11 protein-coding genes are annotated in these 15,670 nt (G+C 70.9%); 6 read left to right on the top strand and 5 right to left on the bottom strand.

The window, feature by feature from the left end:
* The first annotated feature begins 152 nt into the window (after window positions 1-152).
* Window positions 153-1,124: a TIM44-like domain-containing protein gene (locus MFF56_RS07440; protein ID WP_238229898.1), complete on the top strand. Its 972-nt coding sequence runs from the start codon at window positions 153-155 to the stop codon at window positions 1,122-1,124.
* Window positions 1,125-1,191: 67 nt separating this feature from the next.
* Here the strand turns inward: MFF56_RS07440 and rsmA are convergent, their stop codons facing one another.
* From rsmA to lptF, 5 genes are all read right to left on the bottom strand, one after another.
* Entirely contained in the window at window positions 1,192-2,046 is an 855-nt protein-coding gene (gene rsmA, locus MFF56_RS07435) for a 16S rRNA (adenine(1518)-N(6)/adenine(1519)-N(6))-dimethyltransferase RsmA (RefSeq protein ID WP_066928084.1), read from the bottom strand.
* Window positions 2,043-3,146 carry a 4-hydroxythreonine-4-phosphate dehydrogenase PdxA gene (gene pdxA / locus MFF56_RS07430; protein ID WP_066928087.1) on the bottom strand — a complete coding sequence of 368 codons (1,104 nt, stop codon included), beginning with the start codon at window positions 3,144-3,146 and terminating at the stop codon, window positions 2,043-2,045. Before pdxA ends, rsmA begins: the two co-directional genes overlap by 4 nt.
* A 99-nt stretch (window positions 3,147-3,245) precedes the next feature.
* Window positions 3,246-5,798 (bottom strand): LPS-assembly protein LptD, encoded by a 2,553-nt coding sequence (locus tag MFF56_RS07425; RefSeq protein WP_082773400.1) that lies wholly within the window; start codon window positions 5,796-5,798, stop codon window positions 3,246-3,248.
* A 202-nt stretch (window positions 5,799-6,000) separates the two neighbouring features.
* Window positions 6,001-7,089 carry an LPS export ABC transporter permease LptG gene (lptG, locus tag MFF56_RS07420; RefSeq protein ID WP_066928091.1) on the bottom strand — a complete coding sequence of 363 codons (1,089 nt, stop codon included), beginning with the start codon at window positions 7,087-7,089 and terminating at the stop codon, window positions 6,001-6,003.
* 6 nt (window positions 7,090-7,095) lie between these two features.
* Window positions 7,096-8,256, bottom strand: coding sequence for an LPS export ABC transporter permease LptF (gene lptF, locus MFF56_RS07415; RefSeq protein ID WP_066928093.1), 1,161 nt, complete (start codon window positions 8,254-8,256; stop codon window positions 7,096-7,098).
* 220 nt (window positions 8,257-8,476) lie between these two features.
* On the opposite strand from lptF, the gene MFF56_RS07410 reads away from it, so the two are divergent.
* The 5 genes from MFF56_RS07410 (at window position 8,477) to MFF56_RS07390 (ending at window position 15,590) form a co-directional block, all read left to right on the top strand.
* Window positions 8,477-9,973, top strand: coding sequence for a leucyl aminopeptidase (locus tag MFF56_RS07410; protein WP_066928095.1), 1,497 nt, complete (start codon window positions 8,477-8,479; stop codon window positions 9,971-9,973).
* A 102-nt stretch (window positions 9,974-10,075) separates the two neighbouring features.
* Entirely contained in the window at window positions 10,076-10,807 is a 732-nt protein-coding gene (locus tag MFF56_RS07405) for a hypothetical protein (RefSeq protein ID WP_238229897.1), read from the top strand.
* 223 nt (window positions 10,808-11,030) lie between these two features.
* Window positions 11,031-11,867, top strand: coding sequence for a formate/nitrite transporter family protein (locus MFF56_RS07400; RefSeq protein ID WP_066924320.1), 837 nt, complete (start codon window positions 11,031-11,033; stop codon window positions 11,865-11,867).
* A gap of 165 nt (window positions 11,868-12,032) precedes the next feature.
* Complete coding sequence (locus tag MFF56_RS07395; RefSeq protein WP_066924318.1) at window positions 12,033-13,748, top strand: bifunctional protein-serine/threonine kinase/phosphatase; 1,716 nt, start codon at window positions 12,033-12,035, stop codon at window positions 13,746-13,748.
* A gap of 147 nt (window positions 13,749-13,895) precedes the next feature.
* Window positions 13,896-15,590 carry an AMP-binding protein gene (locus tag MFF56_RS07390; RefSeq protein WP_066924316.1) on the top strand — a complete coding sequence of 565 codons (1,695 nt, stop codon included), beginning with the start codon at window positions 13,896-13,898 and terminating at the stop codon, window positions 15,588-15,590.
* Window positions 15,591-15,670 lie beyond the last annotated feature (80 nt).

Below are 15,670 nucleotides of genomic sequence, written 5' to 3'. Positions count from 1 at the left end.
GTTCGGCCCGCACCCCGCGCAACCGCGAAAAGCGGACCGGCGGTCGGACTAAAATGCTGCGTGGTCCGTCTCCATATAGTCGGGGCGTCCAAGACGCCGCGATCAGACGCCGCGATCCGTCTTCGCGTTCGGTATTCTCGCAGAGGCTCTCGATGCTCACCTCCACCAAGCGCCGTAAGCGCACGGCGACCTTCCTGGCGCTGGCCGCGGCGCTGACGGTTGCAGCTCCCATCGCGGAAGCCCGGCCCGGGGGCGGCGGCAGCGTCGGCTCGCGCGGGTCCCGCACCTTCAACGCGCCGTCCGCGACGCAGACCGCGCCTGGGACGGCGGCCCCAATGCAGCGCACGCAGGCCCAGCCGGGCATGACCAATCCGGGCATGCAGCCCCAGCAAGGACGGCGCTTCGGCGGCGGCTTCATGGCGGGCCTGCTCGGTGCCGGCCTGATCGGTGCCCTGCTCGGCGCGGGCTTCTCCGGCGGCCTCGGCGGCATCGCCTCCTTCCTCGGCCTGATGCTGCAGATCGGCCTCGTCGTCCTGCTCGTCGCCTTCGCGGTGCGCTGGTTCCGCCGCCGCAACGAGCAGCAGCAGCCCGCCGGCGCCGGCGCGCCCTACGCGCGTCAGGCGCTGAACGAGGGCCCGAATCGGAACCCGATGGGTGCCGGCGGTCCGGCCTCCGGCCCGATGGGCGGGATGATGGGTGGGCAGCCGCGCCCTCAGCAACAGCGCCCGGTCCAGATCGGCCCGAACGACTTCCAGTCCTTCGAGCGCCTGCTCGGCGAGATCCAGGACGCGTACTCGCACGAAGACAAGGTCGGCCTGCGAAACCTCGCGACGCCGGAGATGGCCGGCTACTTCGAGGAGGAACTCCAGGCGAACGCGGCGCGCGGCGTCGTCAACCGGGTGTCCGAGGTGAAGCTCCTGCAGGGCGACCTGTCGGAGGCCTGGGGCGAGGGCTCGGACGAGTACGCGACCGTCGCGATGCGTTACGCGCTGAAGGACGTCACCCTCGACCGCCGCTCGAATCAGGTCGTCGAGACCGGCGCCCCACAGGCGACCGAACTCTGGACCTTCGTCCGCCGTCCGGGCCGCCCGTGGATCCTCTCGGCGATCCAGCAGACCGCCTGATCGCAGATCGGGATTTGGGTAACGAGGGCCGGCATCGCGAAGGCGGTGCCGGCCTTTTTCGCGCGCGTCAGCGCCCGCGGGCGCGGTCCCAGGCCGTCGCCAGGGCGACGAAGCCGGCGACCGGCACCTCCTCGGCCCGTGCGGTGTCGGCGATGCCGGCCTCCGCGAGCAGCGGCACCGGATCGCCGCCGAGGGCCTTCAGGCTCTGGCGCAGCATCTTGCGGCGCTGCCCGAAGGCCGCGCGCGTGACCGACTCCAGAGCACCGACCCGGCAGGGTAGAGGATCGGTGCGGGGCCTCAACTGCACGATGCTCGACGTCACCTTCGGCGGCGGCACGAAGGCCGAGGGGCTGACGTCGAACAGGATGTCGGCCTCGGTGCGCCAACCGCAGAGTACGCCGAGCCGGCCGTAATTCGCCCGGTCTCCCTCGTCGGCCACGATCCGTTCGGCCACCTCCCGCTGGAACATCAGGGTCAGGGAATCCCACCAGGGCGGCCAGGCCTCGGTGTCGAGCCAGCCGGTCAACAGCGGCGTGCCGACATTGTAGGGAAGGTTGGCCACGATCCGTGTCGGCCCGTCCCCGATCAGCGGGCGCGGGTCGAATTCCAGCGCGTCCGCGTCCACCACCTCGAGCCGGCCGGGATAGTGCGCGGCGACCTCGGCGAGCGCGGGGAGCGCCCTGGGGTCGCGCTCGATCGCGATCACCCGCTCCGCGCCCTCGGAGAGCAGGGCGCGGGTCAGTCCGCCCGGGCCGGGACCGACCTCGACGACCGTGACCCCGGCGAGCGGACCCGCCGCACGGGCGATGCGGCCGGTGAGGTTGAGATCGTAGAGGAAGTTCTGGCCGAGGGCCTTCTTCGGCTCCAGGCCGTGCCGCGCGACGACGTCGCGCAGCGGCGGCAGCCCATCCGGTGCGCTCACAGCTCGTCGTCGGGATCGAAGTGTCGCATGTCCGTCCGGCGTCCGGCGTAGAGGCTGAGGGGGATCACCTCGGCGCTCTCGGGCAGACCGAGACCGGCATTGCGGGCGAGACGGTCGGCAAGGCGCAGCGCCGCGATCAGGCTGTCGGGCCGGGCGAGGCCCTGGCCGGCGATGTCGAAGGCCGTGCCGTGGTCGGGCGAGGTGCGGATGAAGGGAAGACCCAGGGTCACATTCACGCCCTCGTCGAAGGCGATGGTCTTGATCGGGATCAGGGCCTGATCGTGGGTGGGTGCGAGCGCCACGTCGTAGGTCTCCCGCGCGCGGGCGTGGAACAGGGTGTCGGCCGGCAGCGGCCCCCTGATGTCGATGCCCTCCGCCCGCAGGCGCGCCACGGCCGGGGCCAGCACGTCGCGGTCCTCGGTCCCGATCGTGCCGGCCTCGCCCGCGTGCGGGTTGAGACCGGCCAGGACGAGGCGGGGCTTCTCCAGGCCGAAGCGCGCACGCAGATCCCGCACGACGGTGCGGGCGGTGTCCACGACGAGATCCTGGGTGAGCAGGGCCGGCACGTCGCGCAAGGCGACGTGGATCGTCACGGGCACGACCGAGAGCGTCTCGCTCCAGATCATCATCACGGGCTTCGGCGGTTCCAGGCCCGGCGGGACCGCCAGGGCGGCCAGGAACTCGGTGTGTCCGGGATGCGCGAAGCCGGCCCGGGTCAGCACGTACTTGGCGATCGGGTTGGTCACCACGGCGCTCGCGCGGCCCGCCTTCACCCACCCGACCGCGGCGGTGATCGACTCGATCACCGCGCCCGCGTGGACCGAGTCCGGCCGGCCCGGCAGGGCCGCGACCGTGGCGCCGCTCGGGAGCGCCACCACGGGCAGCGCCCTGGGAAACACCTCGGCCGCCGTCTCCGGGTCGATCTCGGCCACCGGAACCGGCAGGCCCATCCGGTCGGCGGCGCGCTCCACGAAGGCCGGGTCCGCGACGAGGAAGAAGGGTGGCAGCGGGTGCGCGCCGCCGCGCGCGAGCCAGGCCGCGAGGGCGAGTTCGGGTCCGATCCCGGCCGGGTCTCCGAGGGTGAGGGCGAGAGGGGGCATGGGCGGGCCTGACGATGCGCGGGCTTGCGCGGCCGGCGGTGCGGCGCTCGTGGTCTGCGATCTAAGGGAATCCGGCGCGCCCGCAAGCCGCGGGCGGCCTCAGCGCACCGAGGCGATGCCGTCGTTGGTGGTGACGGTGCCGACGTTCTGGCGCAGGTCCGCCTCGCCGAGGGTCTTCAACTCGACCCGCAGCAGCACCGTCTGGTTCCGCTCGCGCGTGCCGAGCGCGGTGGCGATCGGCGAGACGATGTAGTTGAGCGAGACGGTGGTGCACTCGTCCTGGTAGCCGCCGCCGAGGCTGAGGCCCGAGAGGTAGAACCGGCCCGGGTTCTGATAGACCGGCAGGGTACCGGTCGGGTCGGCGAGGTAGCCCGTCAGCGCGGTCGCGTAGAGGTCGCGGGTGTCGAGGTAGTGCGTGAGGTCGACCAGCGCCGAACCGGTGAGGAACCAGTTCGGCGTGATGTTGTAGGTCGCGCTCGCGGTCACGCCCTCGCGGCGATGGCTGAAGCCGAGCAGCGGCTGCGCCTCGTAGTAGGAGTAGAAGGTCGCGAGCGTCAGCGGCAGGAACGGCGCGAACCGCGCGGTCACGCCGGCCTCGAAGCGGTTGACCTTGAAGTCCGCCTGGTCGAACCGCGCCCGGCTGATGAAGGAGATGTTCTGGTTCGGCGAGACCTGGAAGCGGCCGACGAAGTCCGAGCGGCGGGTCTCCAGGCCGGATTCGAGGCCGACATTCGCGATGTCGCCGCGCCGGAAGGAGTTGACGCCCGCGACCTGGATCGACTCGCCGAACATCACGTTCGTGTACCAGCCCGACGCCGTCACGACCGAGTACTGGCCGCCGAGATTGGCGCGCACGCCGCCCTCGGCGCGGTCGTAGCCGGAGAACTTGTCCCACTCGAACAGCGAGGTGTCGTCGAAGACGAGGCTCTGCGCGTCCTCGTTCGGAAGCCGGCCGATCCGGGTCTCGGAGGGGCGCGCGATGATCTGGGCGATCGGCTCGATCGTGTGGACGCCGAGCGGCCCGAAATCGCTGACGAACGGGTAGCGGTAGTCGAGGCCGACCGCCGGGATGACGCGGCCGTTGAAGCCCTCGCCGACGTTGGCGATCGTCGGCACCAGGGCGTTCTGGTAGCCCGACAGGCTCGGATTGGTGAAGAAGGCGTCGGCCCGCAGGTAGGTGAACGGCGTGAAGCTCTGGCCCGCATCGTCGATGAAGGTGCGCCGCCAGGAGGCCATGGCCGAGGCGCGCGTGTTCGTTCCGGCGAGGCCCCGGATCAGGCAGGACGCCGAGTTGAAGGTCGAGCAGGTCTCGTAGAGCGGGTAGCTCACCCCGTTCACGCTCGGGCTGAACAGGTACGCGCTCGTCCGCGGCAGGCCCTGGAAGTCGGTGGCCTCGCGGGTCAGGCTGGTGATGTTCGCCTCGAAGCGCACCTCGCCGCCGATCTCGCCCGGCCCGTTGATCCGCTTGTCGTAGTCGATCACCGGCGCGACGATCGGCTGCTCCTTCTGCCAGTCGAAGCTCGACAGACCCTTGAAGTAGTAGCCCCGCGCCTCGAACCACGAGCGGTCGCCCTGGCCGATCAGGTAGGCGGTCGAGACCGCCTCGCGGAAATAGTCCGTCGTGATGTTCTGGTTGCGGATCCGGTAATTGTCGAGGAACCACTTGTCGGTGACGCCGACGAGGTCCCAGCCGGTGCGCCAGCGATCGTTGATGTAGAAGCGGCCCCGGCTCTCGATCGAGCCCCGGAAGTCGCGGTCGCCCGCACCCAGGGGGCCCGGCAGGAAGGCCGAGGGCGTGGTCTGGAAGATGCCCGACAGGCGCAGGTTGAAGCTGCCGTTGTCGAGGCGATGGCGATACTCGGCTTGGCCCAGCACGCCCTGGCGGCTCAGGAAGGCGGGCGAGAGCGTGAGGTCGTAGTCCGGCGCGAGGTTGAAGAAGTAGGGCACCGACGCGCCGGTGCCGACCGCCGTCGAGGTGATGAAGCGCGGCGTCAGGAAGCCGCTCTTGCGCTTCACCGTCGGGTCGGGCGCCTCGAAATAGGGCAGGTAGGCGACCGGGATGCCGGCGATCTCGAGGGTCGATTCCTCGAAGTAGACCGTGTGGGTCTCGTTGTTGTGGACGATCTTGGCGGCGCGCACCTGCCAGAGCGGGGGCACCTCCGGGTTGTCCTTGCACGGCTCGCAGGCCGTGTAGGTGCCGTAGTCGAACCGGGTCTGCTCGCCGGCGATGCGCTCGGCGCGCGGCGCGGAGAAGCGCGTGCGCACGGTCTCGCCCCGCCGATCGACCGATTGCTGGATGCGCAGCGAATCGATGAAGCCGGTCTTGAAGTCGTCGGTCAGCTCCATCCGGTCGCCGGTGACGACCGCGCCGTCCTGGTCGGTCAGGCGGACGTTGCCCTCGGCGAAGACGCGGGAGGAACCGCGGTCGTAGCGCACCCGGTCGGCCTGCAGCGTGCGCGGGCCGTAGTGCAGCTCGGCATTGCCCTTCGCCGTGACGGTGTTCTTGTCGTTGTCGTAGATCAGCTCGTCGGCCTCGACGAGGAGCTTGTCGCCCGGCTTGCCCGCGGCCTTCTTGGCGAGCGGGTTCGCGGCCGATCCGGACTGCGCGAGCGCGGGCGTCGCCGCCGACGGCAGCCCCGTCAGCAGCGTCATCAGCCCTGCGATCCGCGCGATGTCGGAGACCTTACGCAACGCCTGTCCCAGCTCCGGTGACGTCCGTCGTCACGAACCCAACCACACCCGCCTCCCGAGGCCCGCTCGAACGAGCGGGTTCAGCGACACGCACGGAACGCCCGTCCACCGTGGCCCGGCAAGGCGGCCGGGCCGGCGCGGCGGGCGTGACCGTGCGGTGCGCTCAGCCGTCTTCCTGGTACAGAAGCGTGAGCGTACCGAGAAGGCTTCCTACCACGGCCGGCAGCCACGCCGCCACTGGCGCCGCCACGATACCCGCAGCTCCGAGGCCTTCCATGACCTGCCGGGCGACGTAGAGCGCGAATCCCGCGGCGACCCCCCCGAGGACGAGTTTCCCGACGCCACCAAAGCGGAAGAACCGTAAGGAAACGGTTGCGGCCACCAGCACCATGGCGACGAACAGGACCGGGCGCGCCCAGAGGACGTCGTACTGGAGGCGGTACCGTGTGGCGTCGAGGCCCGCCCGTTCGGTGCGCGCGATCGTGTCGGGCAGTTGCCAGAAGGGCACGGATTCCGGCGGGGTGAAGCGCTGCCGAACCTGGCCGGGGTCGAGCGTCGATGCGATCAGGTAGGTGCCGAAGCTCTCGGGCGGCGCCTGGGATGTGAGAAGGCGCACATCGCTGAGCTCCCACCAGCCGTCGTGGAGCGTGGCCCGCGCCGCGACGATCTGGGAGAGGAAGCTGCCGTCCTCGTCGAAGGTGAAGACCTGGACGCCGGCGAGCGTCGTGGTGCCCTCCACCGCCGTCTCGGCCCGGATGATGGCCGAGCCGTCGAGGCTCTTCTGGCGCATGTAGAGCGCCTTGCCCGAGCCCCCCTTGGTGGATTTGGCGAAGATCTTCGCCTCGATCTCGGTCGAGCGCTGTTTCAGGGCGGCCGAGACCGGGTTGTAGATCCCGATCGCGACGCTCCCGATAGCCAGGGCGACGAACACCCCCGGCTGCAGGAACTGCCAGGCCGAGATCCCGGCCGCGCGCGCGACCACGAGTTCCAGCTTGCGCGAGAGTTGCAGCAGCGCGGCCATCGAGCCGAACAGCACGGCGAAGGGCAGCACGCCCTCGGCGACGGCGGGCGTTCGGTAGAGGGAGAGCTGCGCCATCAGGCCCGCGGAGGCGCCCTCGGCGTCGCCCGCGCGGCGCAGCAGTTCCACGAAGTCGAGCGTGTAGACGAGCGCGAACACGGTGAGGAACACCCCCAGCACCGTCCGGGCGAAGCGCTTGGCGAAGTAGAGCCCGAGGGTCCGGCCGATCAGCACGCGCCTCTAGCTCCGCGCCAGGCGGGGCAGGCGCGGCGCGAGCCCCCGGAAGGCCGCGGCGCACCGCGCGTTGAAGGCGCGCACCCGCGGGCCGTGGAAGATCACGAGCGCCGACAGCCCGATCGCGGCGAGCGGCACCGCGTAGACGGCGACCACCGCCGCCTGGCTGCGCGCCGCAGCGCTCACGGCGGCGAAGCCGGCGATCCGCAGGAGCACGACCGCCAGGACCGCGCCCGCCACCGCCACGCCCCGGCCCGAGCGGGTGGTGCGCGGGTCGCCGAGCGCCGCGAAGGCGATGAAGGCGAGCGCGAGGGGATAAAGCCAGGAGGAGAGCCGGTCGTGCAGCTCGGCCCGGAAGCGGCCCTTCTGCAGTTTGAAGTAGACCTCGTCCCGGTCGGGGAAGAGCAGCTGCGTGGTCGAGCGCTCGCGCGGCTTGTAGACCACCTCCGAATCGGGCGGTGCGAAGGCCGCAAGGTCGATGGTGTAGCGCTCGAAGGTCAGGATCGAGGAATCGCGGCTGTCCTTCTGCTGCTGGTGCACGCTGCCCTTCTCCAGCGCGAGGTAGCTCTGCCCGTCCACCTCGATCGCGTTGCCGCGCTCGGCGAGGTAGACCTTGCTCTTGCCGGCCTCGCGCGCGTCCTGGATGAACAGGCCGAGCAGGGTGCCGTTCTGCCCGCGCTCGCGGAAATGGAAGGTCAGCCCGTTGTCGAGGCTGGTGAACTGGCCCTCCTTGACGACGTTCGCGATGAAGTCGCCGCGCACCCGCGTGATCACGTCGCGCAATTCCTGGAAGCTTGCCGGCATCACCACGATCGTCAGGAAGCCCACCAGGAAGCTCACCGCGAGGGCGAGCGTGAGGAAGGGGCGCAGGATCGCGCGCGGCTTCATGCCGGCGGCCGACATCACGATCAGCTCGGAATCGCCGTTGAGCCGGTTCAGCGCGTAGATCACCGCGATGAATAGCGCCATCGGGGCGATCACCACGACGAGGGTCGGCAGCGACAGGCCGGTGACGAAGAGGAAGATCAGGAGCGTCTGCCCCTTGGCGGTGATCAGGTCGAGCTCGCGCAGGGCCTGTGTCACCCAGATCGTGCCGGTGAGGCCGATCAGGCAGGCGAGGCAGGCGCCGAGCGCGATGCGGAAGATGTAGCGCTCGATCTGGGTCATCGCGTCGGCTCGGATCTCCCTCGAACTCGGCCTGAGCTCCGCCCCCTCTTTGGCCGGCTCCGGGTTCCGGCATGGCGCGCGAAGTGCGGCGGTTTCAAGAGCATTCGCGCCGCGTTGCGTTCTCCGCCTCAGCGGCTACACAGGGCAGACAACGCAGGGACGCTCCCGCGCGGGGGCCGCCCTGCGCCAGGAACGGCAGCGAAGCTCGGAAAGCAACCACATGGCGGACGGCATCACCATCACCTTCGCTCCGGTGGGCCGGGCCGGCGGGGGCGACCTCGTCGTGTTCGTGGGCGACGACCTCGCGCTCGGCTCCGCGGCGCGCGAGGTGCTGGGCGCGGCCGGCATCGATCTGGTGGCGCGCGCCGCCGCCTCCGAGCAGTTCCGGGGCCGCCAGAACACGGCGCTCTCCCTGCCGGCGCCGGCCGGCGTCGAGGCCGACCGCCTCGTCGTCGTCGGCCTCGGCACCGACAAGGACCGGGCGAAGATCGAGTGGCCGGTGCTCGGCGGCTTCACGGCGGGCAAGGTCTCGGGTCGCGCCGCACGGGTGGTGCTCGACTGGCCGGGTGCCGAGATCGGCCCGCGCGAGGCCGCGGATTTCGCACTCGGCGCGCGCCTGCGGGCCTACAGCTTCGACCGCTACAAGACGAAGAAGAAGCCCGACGCCGAGGACAAGGCCGGCTCGGCCCTGACCCTGATGCTGCCCGGCCACGCCGAGGCGGAGGCCGCGGCCGGCGAGGCCCGCGCGGTGGCCGAGGGCGTGACGCTCGCCCGCGACCTGATCAACGAGCCGCCGAACGTGCTCTCGCCGGCGGAGTTCGCGGCCCGGGCCTCGGAGCTCGCCCGGCTCGGCGTCGAGGTCGAGGTGCTGGAGCCCGCCCGCCTGCGCGAGCTGAATTTCGGCGCGCTGCTCGCCGTGGCGCAGGGCTCGGTGCGCGAGCCCCGCGTGGTGGTGATGCGCTGGAGCGGCGGCCGGCCGGGCGAGGCGCCGCTCGCGCTGATCGGCAAGGGCGTGGTGTTCGATTCCGGCGGCGTCTCGATCAAGTCGGCCGGCGGCATGGAGGACATGAAGGGCGACATGGGCGGCGCGGCCGCCGTCGTCGGCACGCTGCACGCGCTCGCCGCCCGCAAGGCCAAGGTGAACGTGGTCGGCGCCATCGGCATCGTCGAGAACATGCCGGACGGCGCCTCCTACCGGCCCTCCGACATCGTCACCTCGATGTCGGGCCAGACCATCGAGGTCATCAACACGGACGCCGAGGGTCGCCTCGTGCTGGCCGACGTGATCTGGCACGTGCAGCAGACCGAGAAGCCGAAGGCGATCATCGATCTGGCCACCCTCACCGGCGCGATCATCGTGGCGCTCGGCCAGGACATCGCCGGCCTGTTCTCGAACGACGACGACCTCGCGGGCAAGATCACCGCGGCCGGGGAGGCGACCGCCGAGAAGGTCTGGCGGATGCCGCTGATCCCGGCCTACGACAAGGCGATCGACTCGAAGTTCGCCGACATGAAGAACACCGGCGGGCGCCATGGCGGCGCGGCGACCGCGGCCGCCTTCATCAAGCGCTACGTCAACGACACGCCCTGGGCGCATCTCGACATCGCGGGCGTCGGCATGTCGTCCACCCCCAACGAGATCAATCGCAGCTGGGGCGCGGGCTGGGGCGTGCGTCTGCTCGACCGGTTGGTGCGCGACAACTACGAGGGGCGGTAAGGGCTCGGGGGGCCGCTTCTCTCCCTCCCCCCTCTGCGGGGGAGGGAGTATGACGCGGGGTTCAAGTCCCGCCGCCCGATTGCCGTGTAGAGTACCCGAGTGATGCGCGGAGCACCGATCCTCCTGGCCGCCGCCCCCGTCGCGGCGGCGCTCGCCGCCCTGGCGCTCGCGGCGGCGACGGGCCTCAGCCAGCGCTCGGGCCTGCCCGGGGCGGTCGAGCCCTTCGCCTACGGCTTCTTCCTCGACCGCTACCCGCTCTTCGCCTTCGGCCTCGTGTACGGACTCGTCCGGATCGTCTGCGCCGTCTCGGCGCCCGGGCCTGCGTCCCCGGTCCGCCGGGCGGTCCTGGGCCTCCTCGGCCTCGGCCTGCTGCTCGCCGTCTCGCTCTACCCCACCTTCGGTGGTCTCGTGCTGCGCGCCGGATTCGGCACCGGCTCGATGGCCTTCCTCACCAACACGCCGCTCTGGGCTGCCTACGCCATCGGGGCCGCGGTCGCGGCGCTGCTGTTCGGCCTCGCCCTGGGCGTGCCGGTGGTGCTCGCGACGCTGAGACGCCGCGCCACGGAGGGGTTCTGGCGGCGCGTTCGGCGCGGGCTGGTGACTGCGACGGCGAGCTTCCTCGCGCTCTGGATCGGCGCGGCCGTCCTCGGGCTCGCCCGCGAGGCCGGCATCGGGCCCTGGCCGCGGCGGCCCTTCGCGGGCGACGAGGCGCTGCGCGCCGCCCTCATGGTCCTCGCGGCCACCCTGCCGCACGCGCTCGTGAGCCTGGTGCGCGCGGGCCGGCCCGAGCCGGTGCGCAGGCCCTCGCTCAAGGACCGCCTGCGGCCGATGTGACCCGATCCGGCCGAGGCCGCTCGGCCCGGACCGATGCATCGGGCGCCGGGTGTTGCCGCTTCTTCAGGCAATGGGCGCGAATCTTGCTGCGGCGCAGCCGACCGGTGCGGACCTCCGAGCCCACCGGCGCGTCGAACAGCACGTCGGACGGAAGACGCCCGGACTTCCGGGCGGGGTCCCGTGTCGAACCCCCGCCTCTTCCGGCCGCCACAAGGAAAACGGTATGGCTTACCTCGCGCCCTCCGAATTCGTGACCAAGATGGTCGATGCCGGAGAATCCAAGATCTTCATGTCCACCCGCGACACCGTGATCCGCGCCTACATGGCCGGTGCGATCCTGGCGCTCGCGGCGGTCTTCGCCGTCACGATCACCCAGCAGACCGGGATCCCGATCCTCGGCGCCGTCCTGTTCCCGGTCGGCTTCTGCATGCTCTACCTGCTGGGCTTCGACCTGCTGACCGGGGTCTTCGTGCTCGCCCCACTGGCGCTCCTCGATCGCCGCCCGGGCGTGACCTGGGGCGGCGTGCTGCGCAACTGGGGCCTCGTGTTCCTCGGAAACTTCCTCGGCGCGCTCACCGTGGCCTTCATGATGGCCTTCGTCTTCACCTTCGGCTTCACCGCGCCGGCCGACAAGGTCGGCGAGTTCATCGCCCATGTGGGCGAGCGCCGCACGGTCGGCTACGCGGCCCACGGCGTCGGCGGCTGGTTCACGATCTTCATGCGCGGGATGCTCTGCAACTGGATGGTCTCGACCGGCGTCGTCGGCGCGATGATCTCGACCACGGTGAGCGGCAAGGTCATCGCCATGTGGATGCCCATCATGGTGTTCTTCTACATGACCTTCGAGCACTCGGTCGTGAACATGTTCCTGTTCCCCTTCGGCTTGATGATGGGCGGCAACTTCTCGATCGGTGACTACTTCTTCTGGAACGAGATCCCGACCGTGCTGGGCAACCTCGTGGGCGGCCTCGCGTTCACGGGCCTGACCCTCTACACCACCCATGTCCGCACCGCGCCGAAGCGCGCCGTCCAGGGCGAGGCGCGCCGCCTGGCCGCCTGAGAGCCTCCTACGACACTCCCGCTGCGCCCTCGCGCGCAGCGGGAGGGCTCCCGGAGACCGGGGGTCTTGCGAGGGGCTCCAAGACGCGTTTGACCCGACGACGCGCTTGACCCGACGGGGACCCGGGCCGAAAGGGCACGGGTCCCCTCGCGCGCCGCCATCCCCATGCCGAACGACCTCAGGCTCACGCTCGGCCAGCACAGCGAGGCGGGCCGGAAGGAGGCCAACCAGGACTTCCACGGGGCGCTCGTCCCCGGGCAGCCGACGCTCGGGCTCAAGGGGGCGGCCATCGCCATCGCCGACGGGATCGGCAGCAGCGCGGTCAGCCACGTGGCCAGCGAGACTGCGGTCAAGAGCTTCCTCACCGATTACTACGACACCCCCGACACGTGGTCGGTGAAGAGCGCCGCGCAGCGCGTGATCGCGGCCGCCAATTCCTGGCTCCACGCCGAGACCCGGCGCAGCCGGCACGAGCCCGACCGGGGCTACGTCACCACCTTCAGCGCCCTCGTCCTCAAGGGCCGCTCCGCGCACGTCTTCCACGTCGGCGACGGCCGGATCTGCCGCGTTGCCGGCCGCTCCCTGGAACAGCTGACCGAGGACCACCGCCTCGTCCTGTCGGCGGAGGAATCCTATCTCGGACGGGCATTGGGTGCCGGGCCGCATGTCGAGATCGACCACGCCACGGTGCGCACCGAGCCCGGCGACGTCTTCGTGCTGACGACCGACGGCGTGCACGAGCACCTCGCCCCGGAGACCATCGCCGGCCTGATCGCGCGCCATGCCTCGGATCTGGACGAGGCTGCCCGCCAGATTATCAGACATGCCTACGCGGCCGGCAGCGGCGATAACCTGACCGCGCAGATCGTGCGCATCGAGGCGGCACCCGAGGCCGATCCGCTCGATCTCGCGGGCCGGGTCGCCGATCTCGCCCCGGCGCCGCTTCTGGAGCCGCCGACGCAGTTCGACGGCTACCGGGTGCTGCGCACGCTCCATGCGAGCCACCGCAGCCATGTCTACCTCGCGGAGGATGCCGAGACCGGCGCGAGGGTCGCCCTCAAGGTGCCGTCGACGGACGCGCGGGAGGATCCTGCGCAGCTCCGCCGCCTCGTCATGGAGGAGTGGATCGCCCGCCGCATCGACAGCCCGCACGTGCTGAAGGCCCAGCCGCAGGCACGCCGGCGCAGCCACCTCTACACGGCGATGGACTATGTCGAGGGCCGCACGCTGGCGCAGTGGATGCGCGACAACCCGAACCCCGATCTCGAGACGGTGCGCGGCCTCGTCGAGCAGATCGCGCGGGGCCTGCAGGCCTTCCACCGGCGCGAGATGGTTCACCGGGATCTGCGCCCTCAGAACATCCTGATCGACGCGTCCGGCACCGCGCGGATCATCGATTTCGGCTCGACCCGCGTGGCGGGCGTGGCCGAACTCGCCCCCGAGGAGCCGGTGCTCGGCACCCAGCAGTACAGCGCGCCGGAATATCTGACGGGCGAGCCCGCGACGCCCGCCGCGGACGTGTTCTCGCTCGGAACCATCGCCTACCAGATGCTGACGGGACAGCTGCCCTACGGGGCCGCGGCCGCCCGGGCGGTGACCGAGGCCCGGGCTCGGCGCCTGCGCTACGTGCCGCTCTCGGCCACGCGGCCCGGCCTGCCCGTCTGGGTGGACGGTGCGCTGCGCAAGGCGGTCCACCCGAACCCCGTCCTCCGCTACGAGGCGCTCTCGGCCTTCACCTACGACCTGCGTCACCCGAATCCGTCGCTCGCTGGAATGCGCCGGGCCGCCCTCCTGGAGCGCAACCCGGTCCTGTTTTGGAAGCTCGTTTCCCTGGGGCTCGCGCTTGCCCTCGTCGCCGTGCTGGCCAGCCGGAACGCATGAGCGCCACTCGACGGTTTCGCGGCTCTGTTCCGTGCGAGCGCCCGGCGCGGGTTGTCCGTGGTCGGCCGATCGCCCACTCTCCCGGCGTCTGGGAGCGACAGGAGACACCGTGGCCAGCACGAAGCCGCGGGTCCCGAGGAGGATACCGTGATCGAGAAGCAGAGAGCCGGAAAGCCCTGGCTCGCATCATACCCGCCCGGCATCCCGGCGGAGATCGACATCGACGGGCTCGGCACGCTGGTCGAGATGTTCGAGGCGAGCACCGCGCGCTTCGCCGACCGGAAGGCCGTGATCTGCTTCGGGGCCTCGATGAGCTACGCGCAGCTCGGCGCGCTGGCCCGCGCCTTCGCGGTCTGGCTCCAGGGCCAGGGCATCGCCAAGGGCGACCGGGTCGCGGTCATGATGCCGAACGTCCCGGCCTATCCGGTCGCGCTGTTCGGCACGCTGCTGGCCGGCGCAACGGTCGTCAACGTCAACCCGCTCTACACGCCGCGCGAGCTCGCAGCCCAGCTCAACGATTCCGGCGCCCGCACCCTCGTGGTGCTCGAGACCTTCGCCCATACGGTCGCCCAGGCGCTGCCGACCCTCACGCTGGACCGGGTCGTGATCGCGTCCCCCGGCGATGGGCTCGGAGCGAAGGGGGCGCTGGTGAACCTCGTCGCGCGCCACGTCAGGAAGGCCGTGCCGGCCTACAGCCTGCCCAAAGGTCTCGCGACCCGCTTCACCGATGCGCTGAAGGCTGGCCGCGGCGGGCGACCGCGCACCGTCCCGGTGGCGCAGGGCGACCTCGCCTTCCTGCAATACACCGGCGGAACCACGGGCGTGGCCAAGGCGGCGATGCTGACCCATCGCAACGTCATCGCCAACGTGGTGCAGAGCCAGACGTGGTTCCGCGCGACCGACCCGGACGGGCCTGAGCGCGTGATGGTGACGGCCTTGCCGCTCTACCACATCTTCGCTCTGACCTGCTGCTTTCTGTTCTTCATACGCGCGGGTGGCACCTGCCTCCTCATCCCGAATCCGCGCGACGCGGACGGCTTCGTGAAGACGCTGTCCAAGCACCGCTTCACCCACATGTCCGGGGTGAACACCCTGTTCAACCTGCTGAACAACCATCCGGGCTTCGCGGGCCTCGACTTCTCGCAGCTCGACTACGTGGTCGGCGGCGGCATGGCCGTGCAGAAGGCGGTGGCGGCCCGCTGGAAGGCGATCACCGGCTCGGTGATCGTCGAGGGCTACGGCCTCTCCGAGACCTCTCCGGTGGTCTGCGTGAACCCCTACGGCCTGCCCGAATGGTCCGGCACGATCGGCTTCCCCTTGCCCTCGACCGAAGTCTCGATCCGGGACGCGGACGGGATGCCGGCGCCCTTCGGCGTACCCGGCGAACTCTGCGTGCGCGGCCCCCAGGTGATGAAGGGCTACTGGAACCGGCCGGACGAGACCGCGAAGGTGATGACGCAGGACGGTTTCTTCCGCACCGGCGACGTCGCGGTGATGCAGCCGGACGGGCAGGTGCGCATCGTCGATCGGATGAAGGACATGATCCTCGTCTCCGGCTTCAACGTCTATCCGAACGAGGTCGAGGACGTGCTGGCCCTTCATCCCGGCATCCTCGAATGCGCGGTGGTCGGCGCGCCCTGCGCGGAGGCCGGCGAGATGGTCGTGGCGCACGTGGTGCTGCGCGACGCGTCCCTCACCGTGGACGCCATCCGCGCCCATGCCCGCGCCCAGCTCACCGGCTACAAGGTGCCGCGCAAGGTGCTGATCCGCGAGGCGTTGCCGAAGACCAACGTGGGCAAGGTGCTGCGCCGGGCGCTGCGCGACGACCTCCCGGCGGCGTAACCGCGCCACCGCCGCGACGAATGGGCTCCCGATTCCCGGCTTGTCCCGCGCGCGCCGCGGGACGATCTCCCGGGGCAAAG

Origin of the sequence: Methylobacterium hispanicum (assembly GCF_022179285.1) — a bacterium.
In the GTDB taxonomy this organism is placed as follows: domain Bacteria; phylum Pseudomonadota; class Alphaproteobacteria; order Rhizobiales; family Beijerinckiaceae; genus Methylobacterium; species Methylobacterium hispanicum.
Note: the sequence above shows the minus strand (reverse complement) of the source record. Positions and strands in the feature narration are given on the sequence as shown.

Bases quoted from the DNA above. Each gene is read 5' to 3' on its own strand.
- MFF56_RS07440 (WP_238229898.1), top strand. From the start codon at position 153: ATGCTCACCTCCACCAAGCGCCGTAAGCGCACGGCGACCTTCCTGGCG.
- pdxA (WP_066928087.1), bottom strand. From the start codon at position 3,146: ATGCCCCCTCTCGCCCTCACCCTCGGAGACCCGGCCGGGATCGGACCC.
- MFF56_RS07425 (WP_082773400.1), bottom strand. From the start codon at position 5,798: ATGACGCTGCTGACGGGGCTGCCGTCGGCGGCGACGCCCGCGCTCGCG.
- lptF (WP_066928093.1), bottom strand. From the start codon at position 8,256: ATGACCCAGATCGAGCGCTACATCTTCCGCATCGCGCTCGGCGCCTGC.
- MFF56_RS07410 (WP_066928095.1), top strand. From the start codon at position 8,477: ATGGCGGACGGCATCACCATCACCTTCGCTCCGGTGGGCCGGGCCGGC.
- MFF56_RS07405 (WP_238229897.1), top strand. From the start codon at position 10,076: ATGCGCGGAGCACCGATCCTCCTGGCCGCCGCCCCCGTCGCGGCGGCG.
- MFF56_RS07400 (WP_066924320.1), top strand. From the start codon at position 11,031: ATGGCTTACCTCGCGCCCTCCGAATTCGTGACCAAGATGGTCGATGCC.
- MFF56_RS07395 (WP_066924318.1), top strand. From the start codon at position 12,033: ATGCCGAACGACCTCAGGCTCACGCTCGGCCAGCACAGCGAGGCGGGC.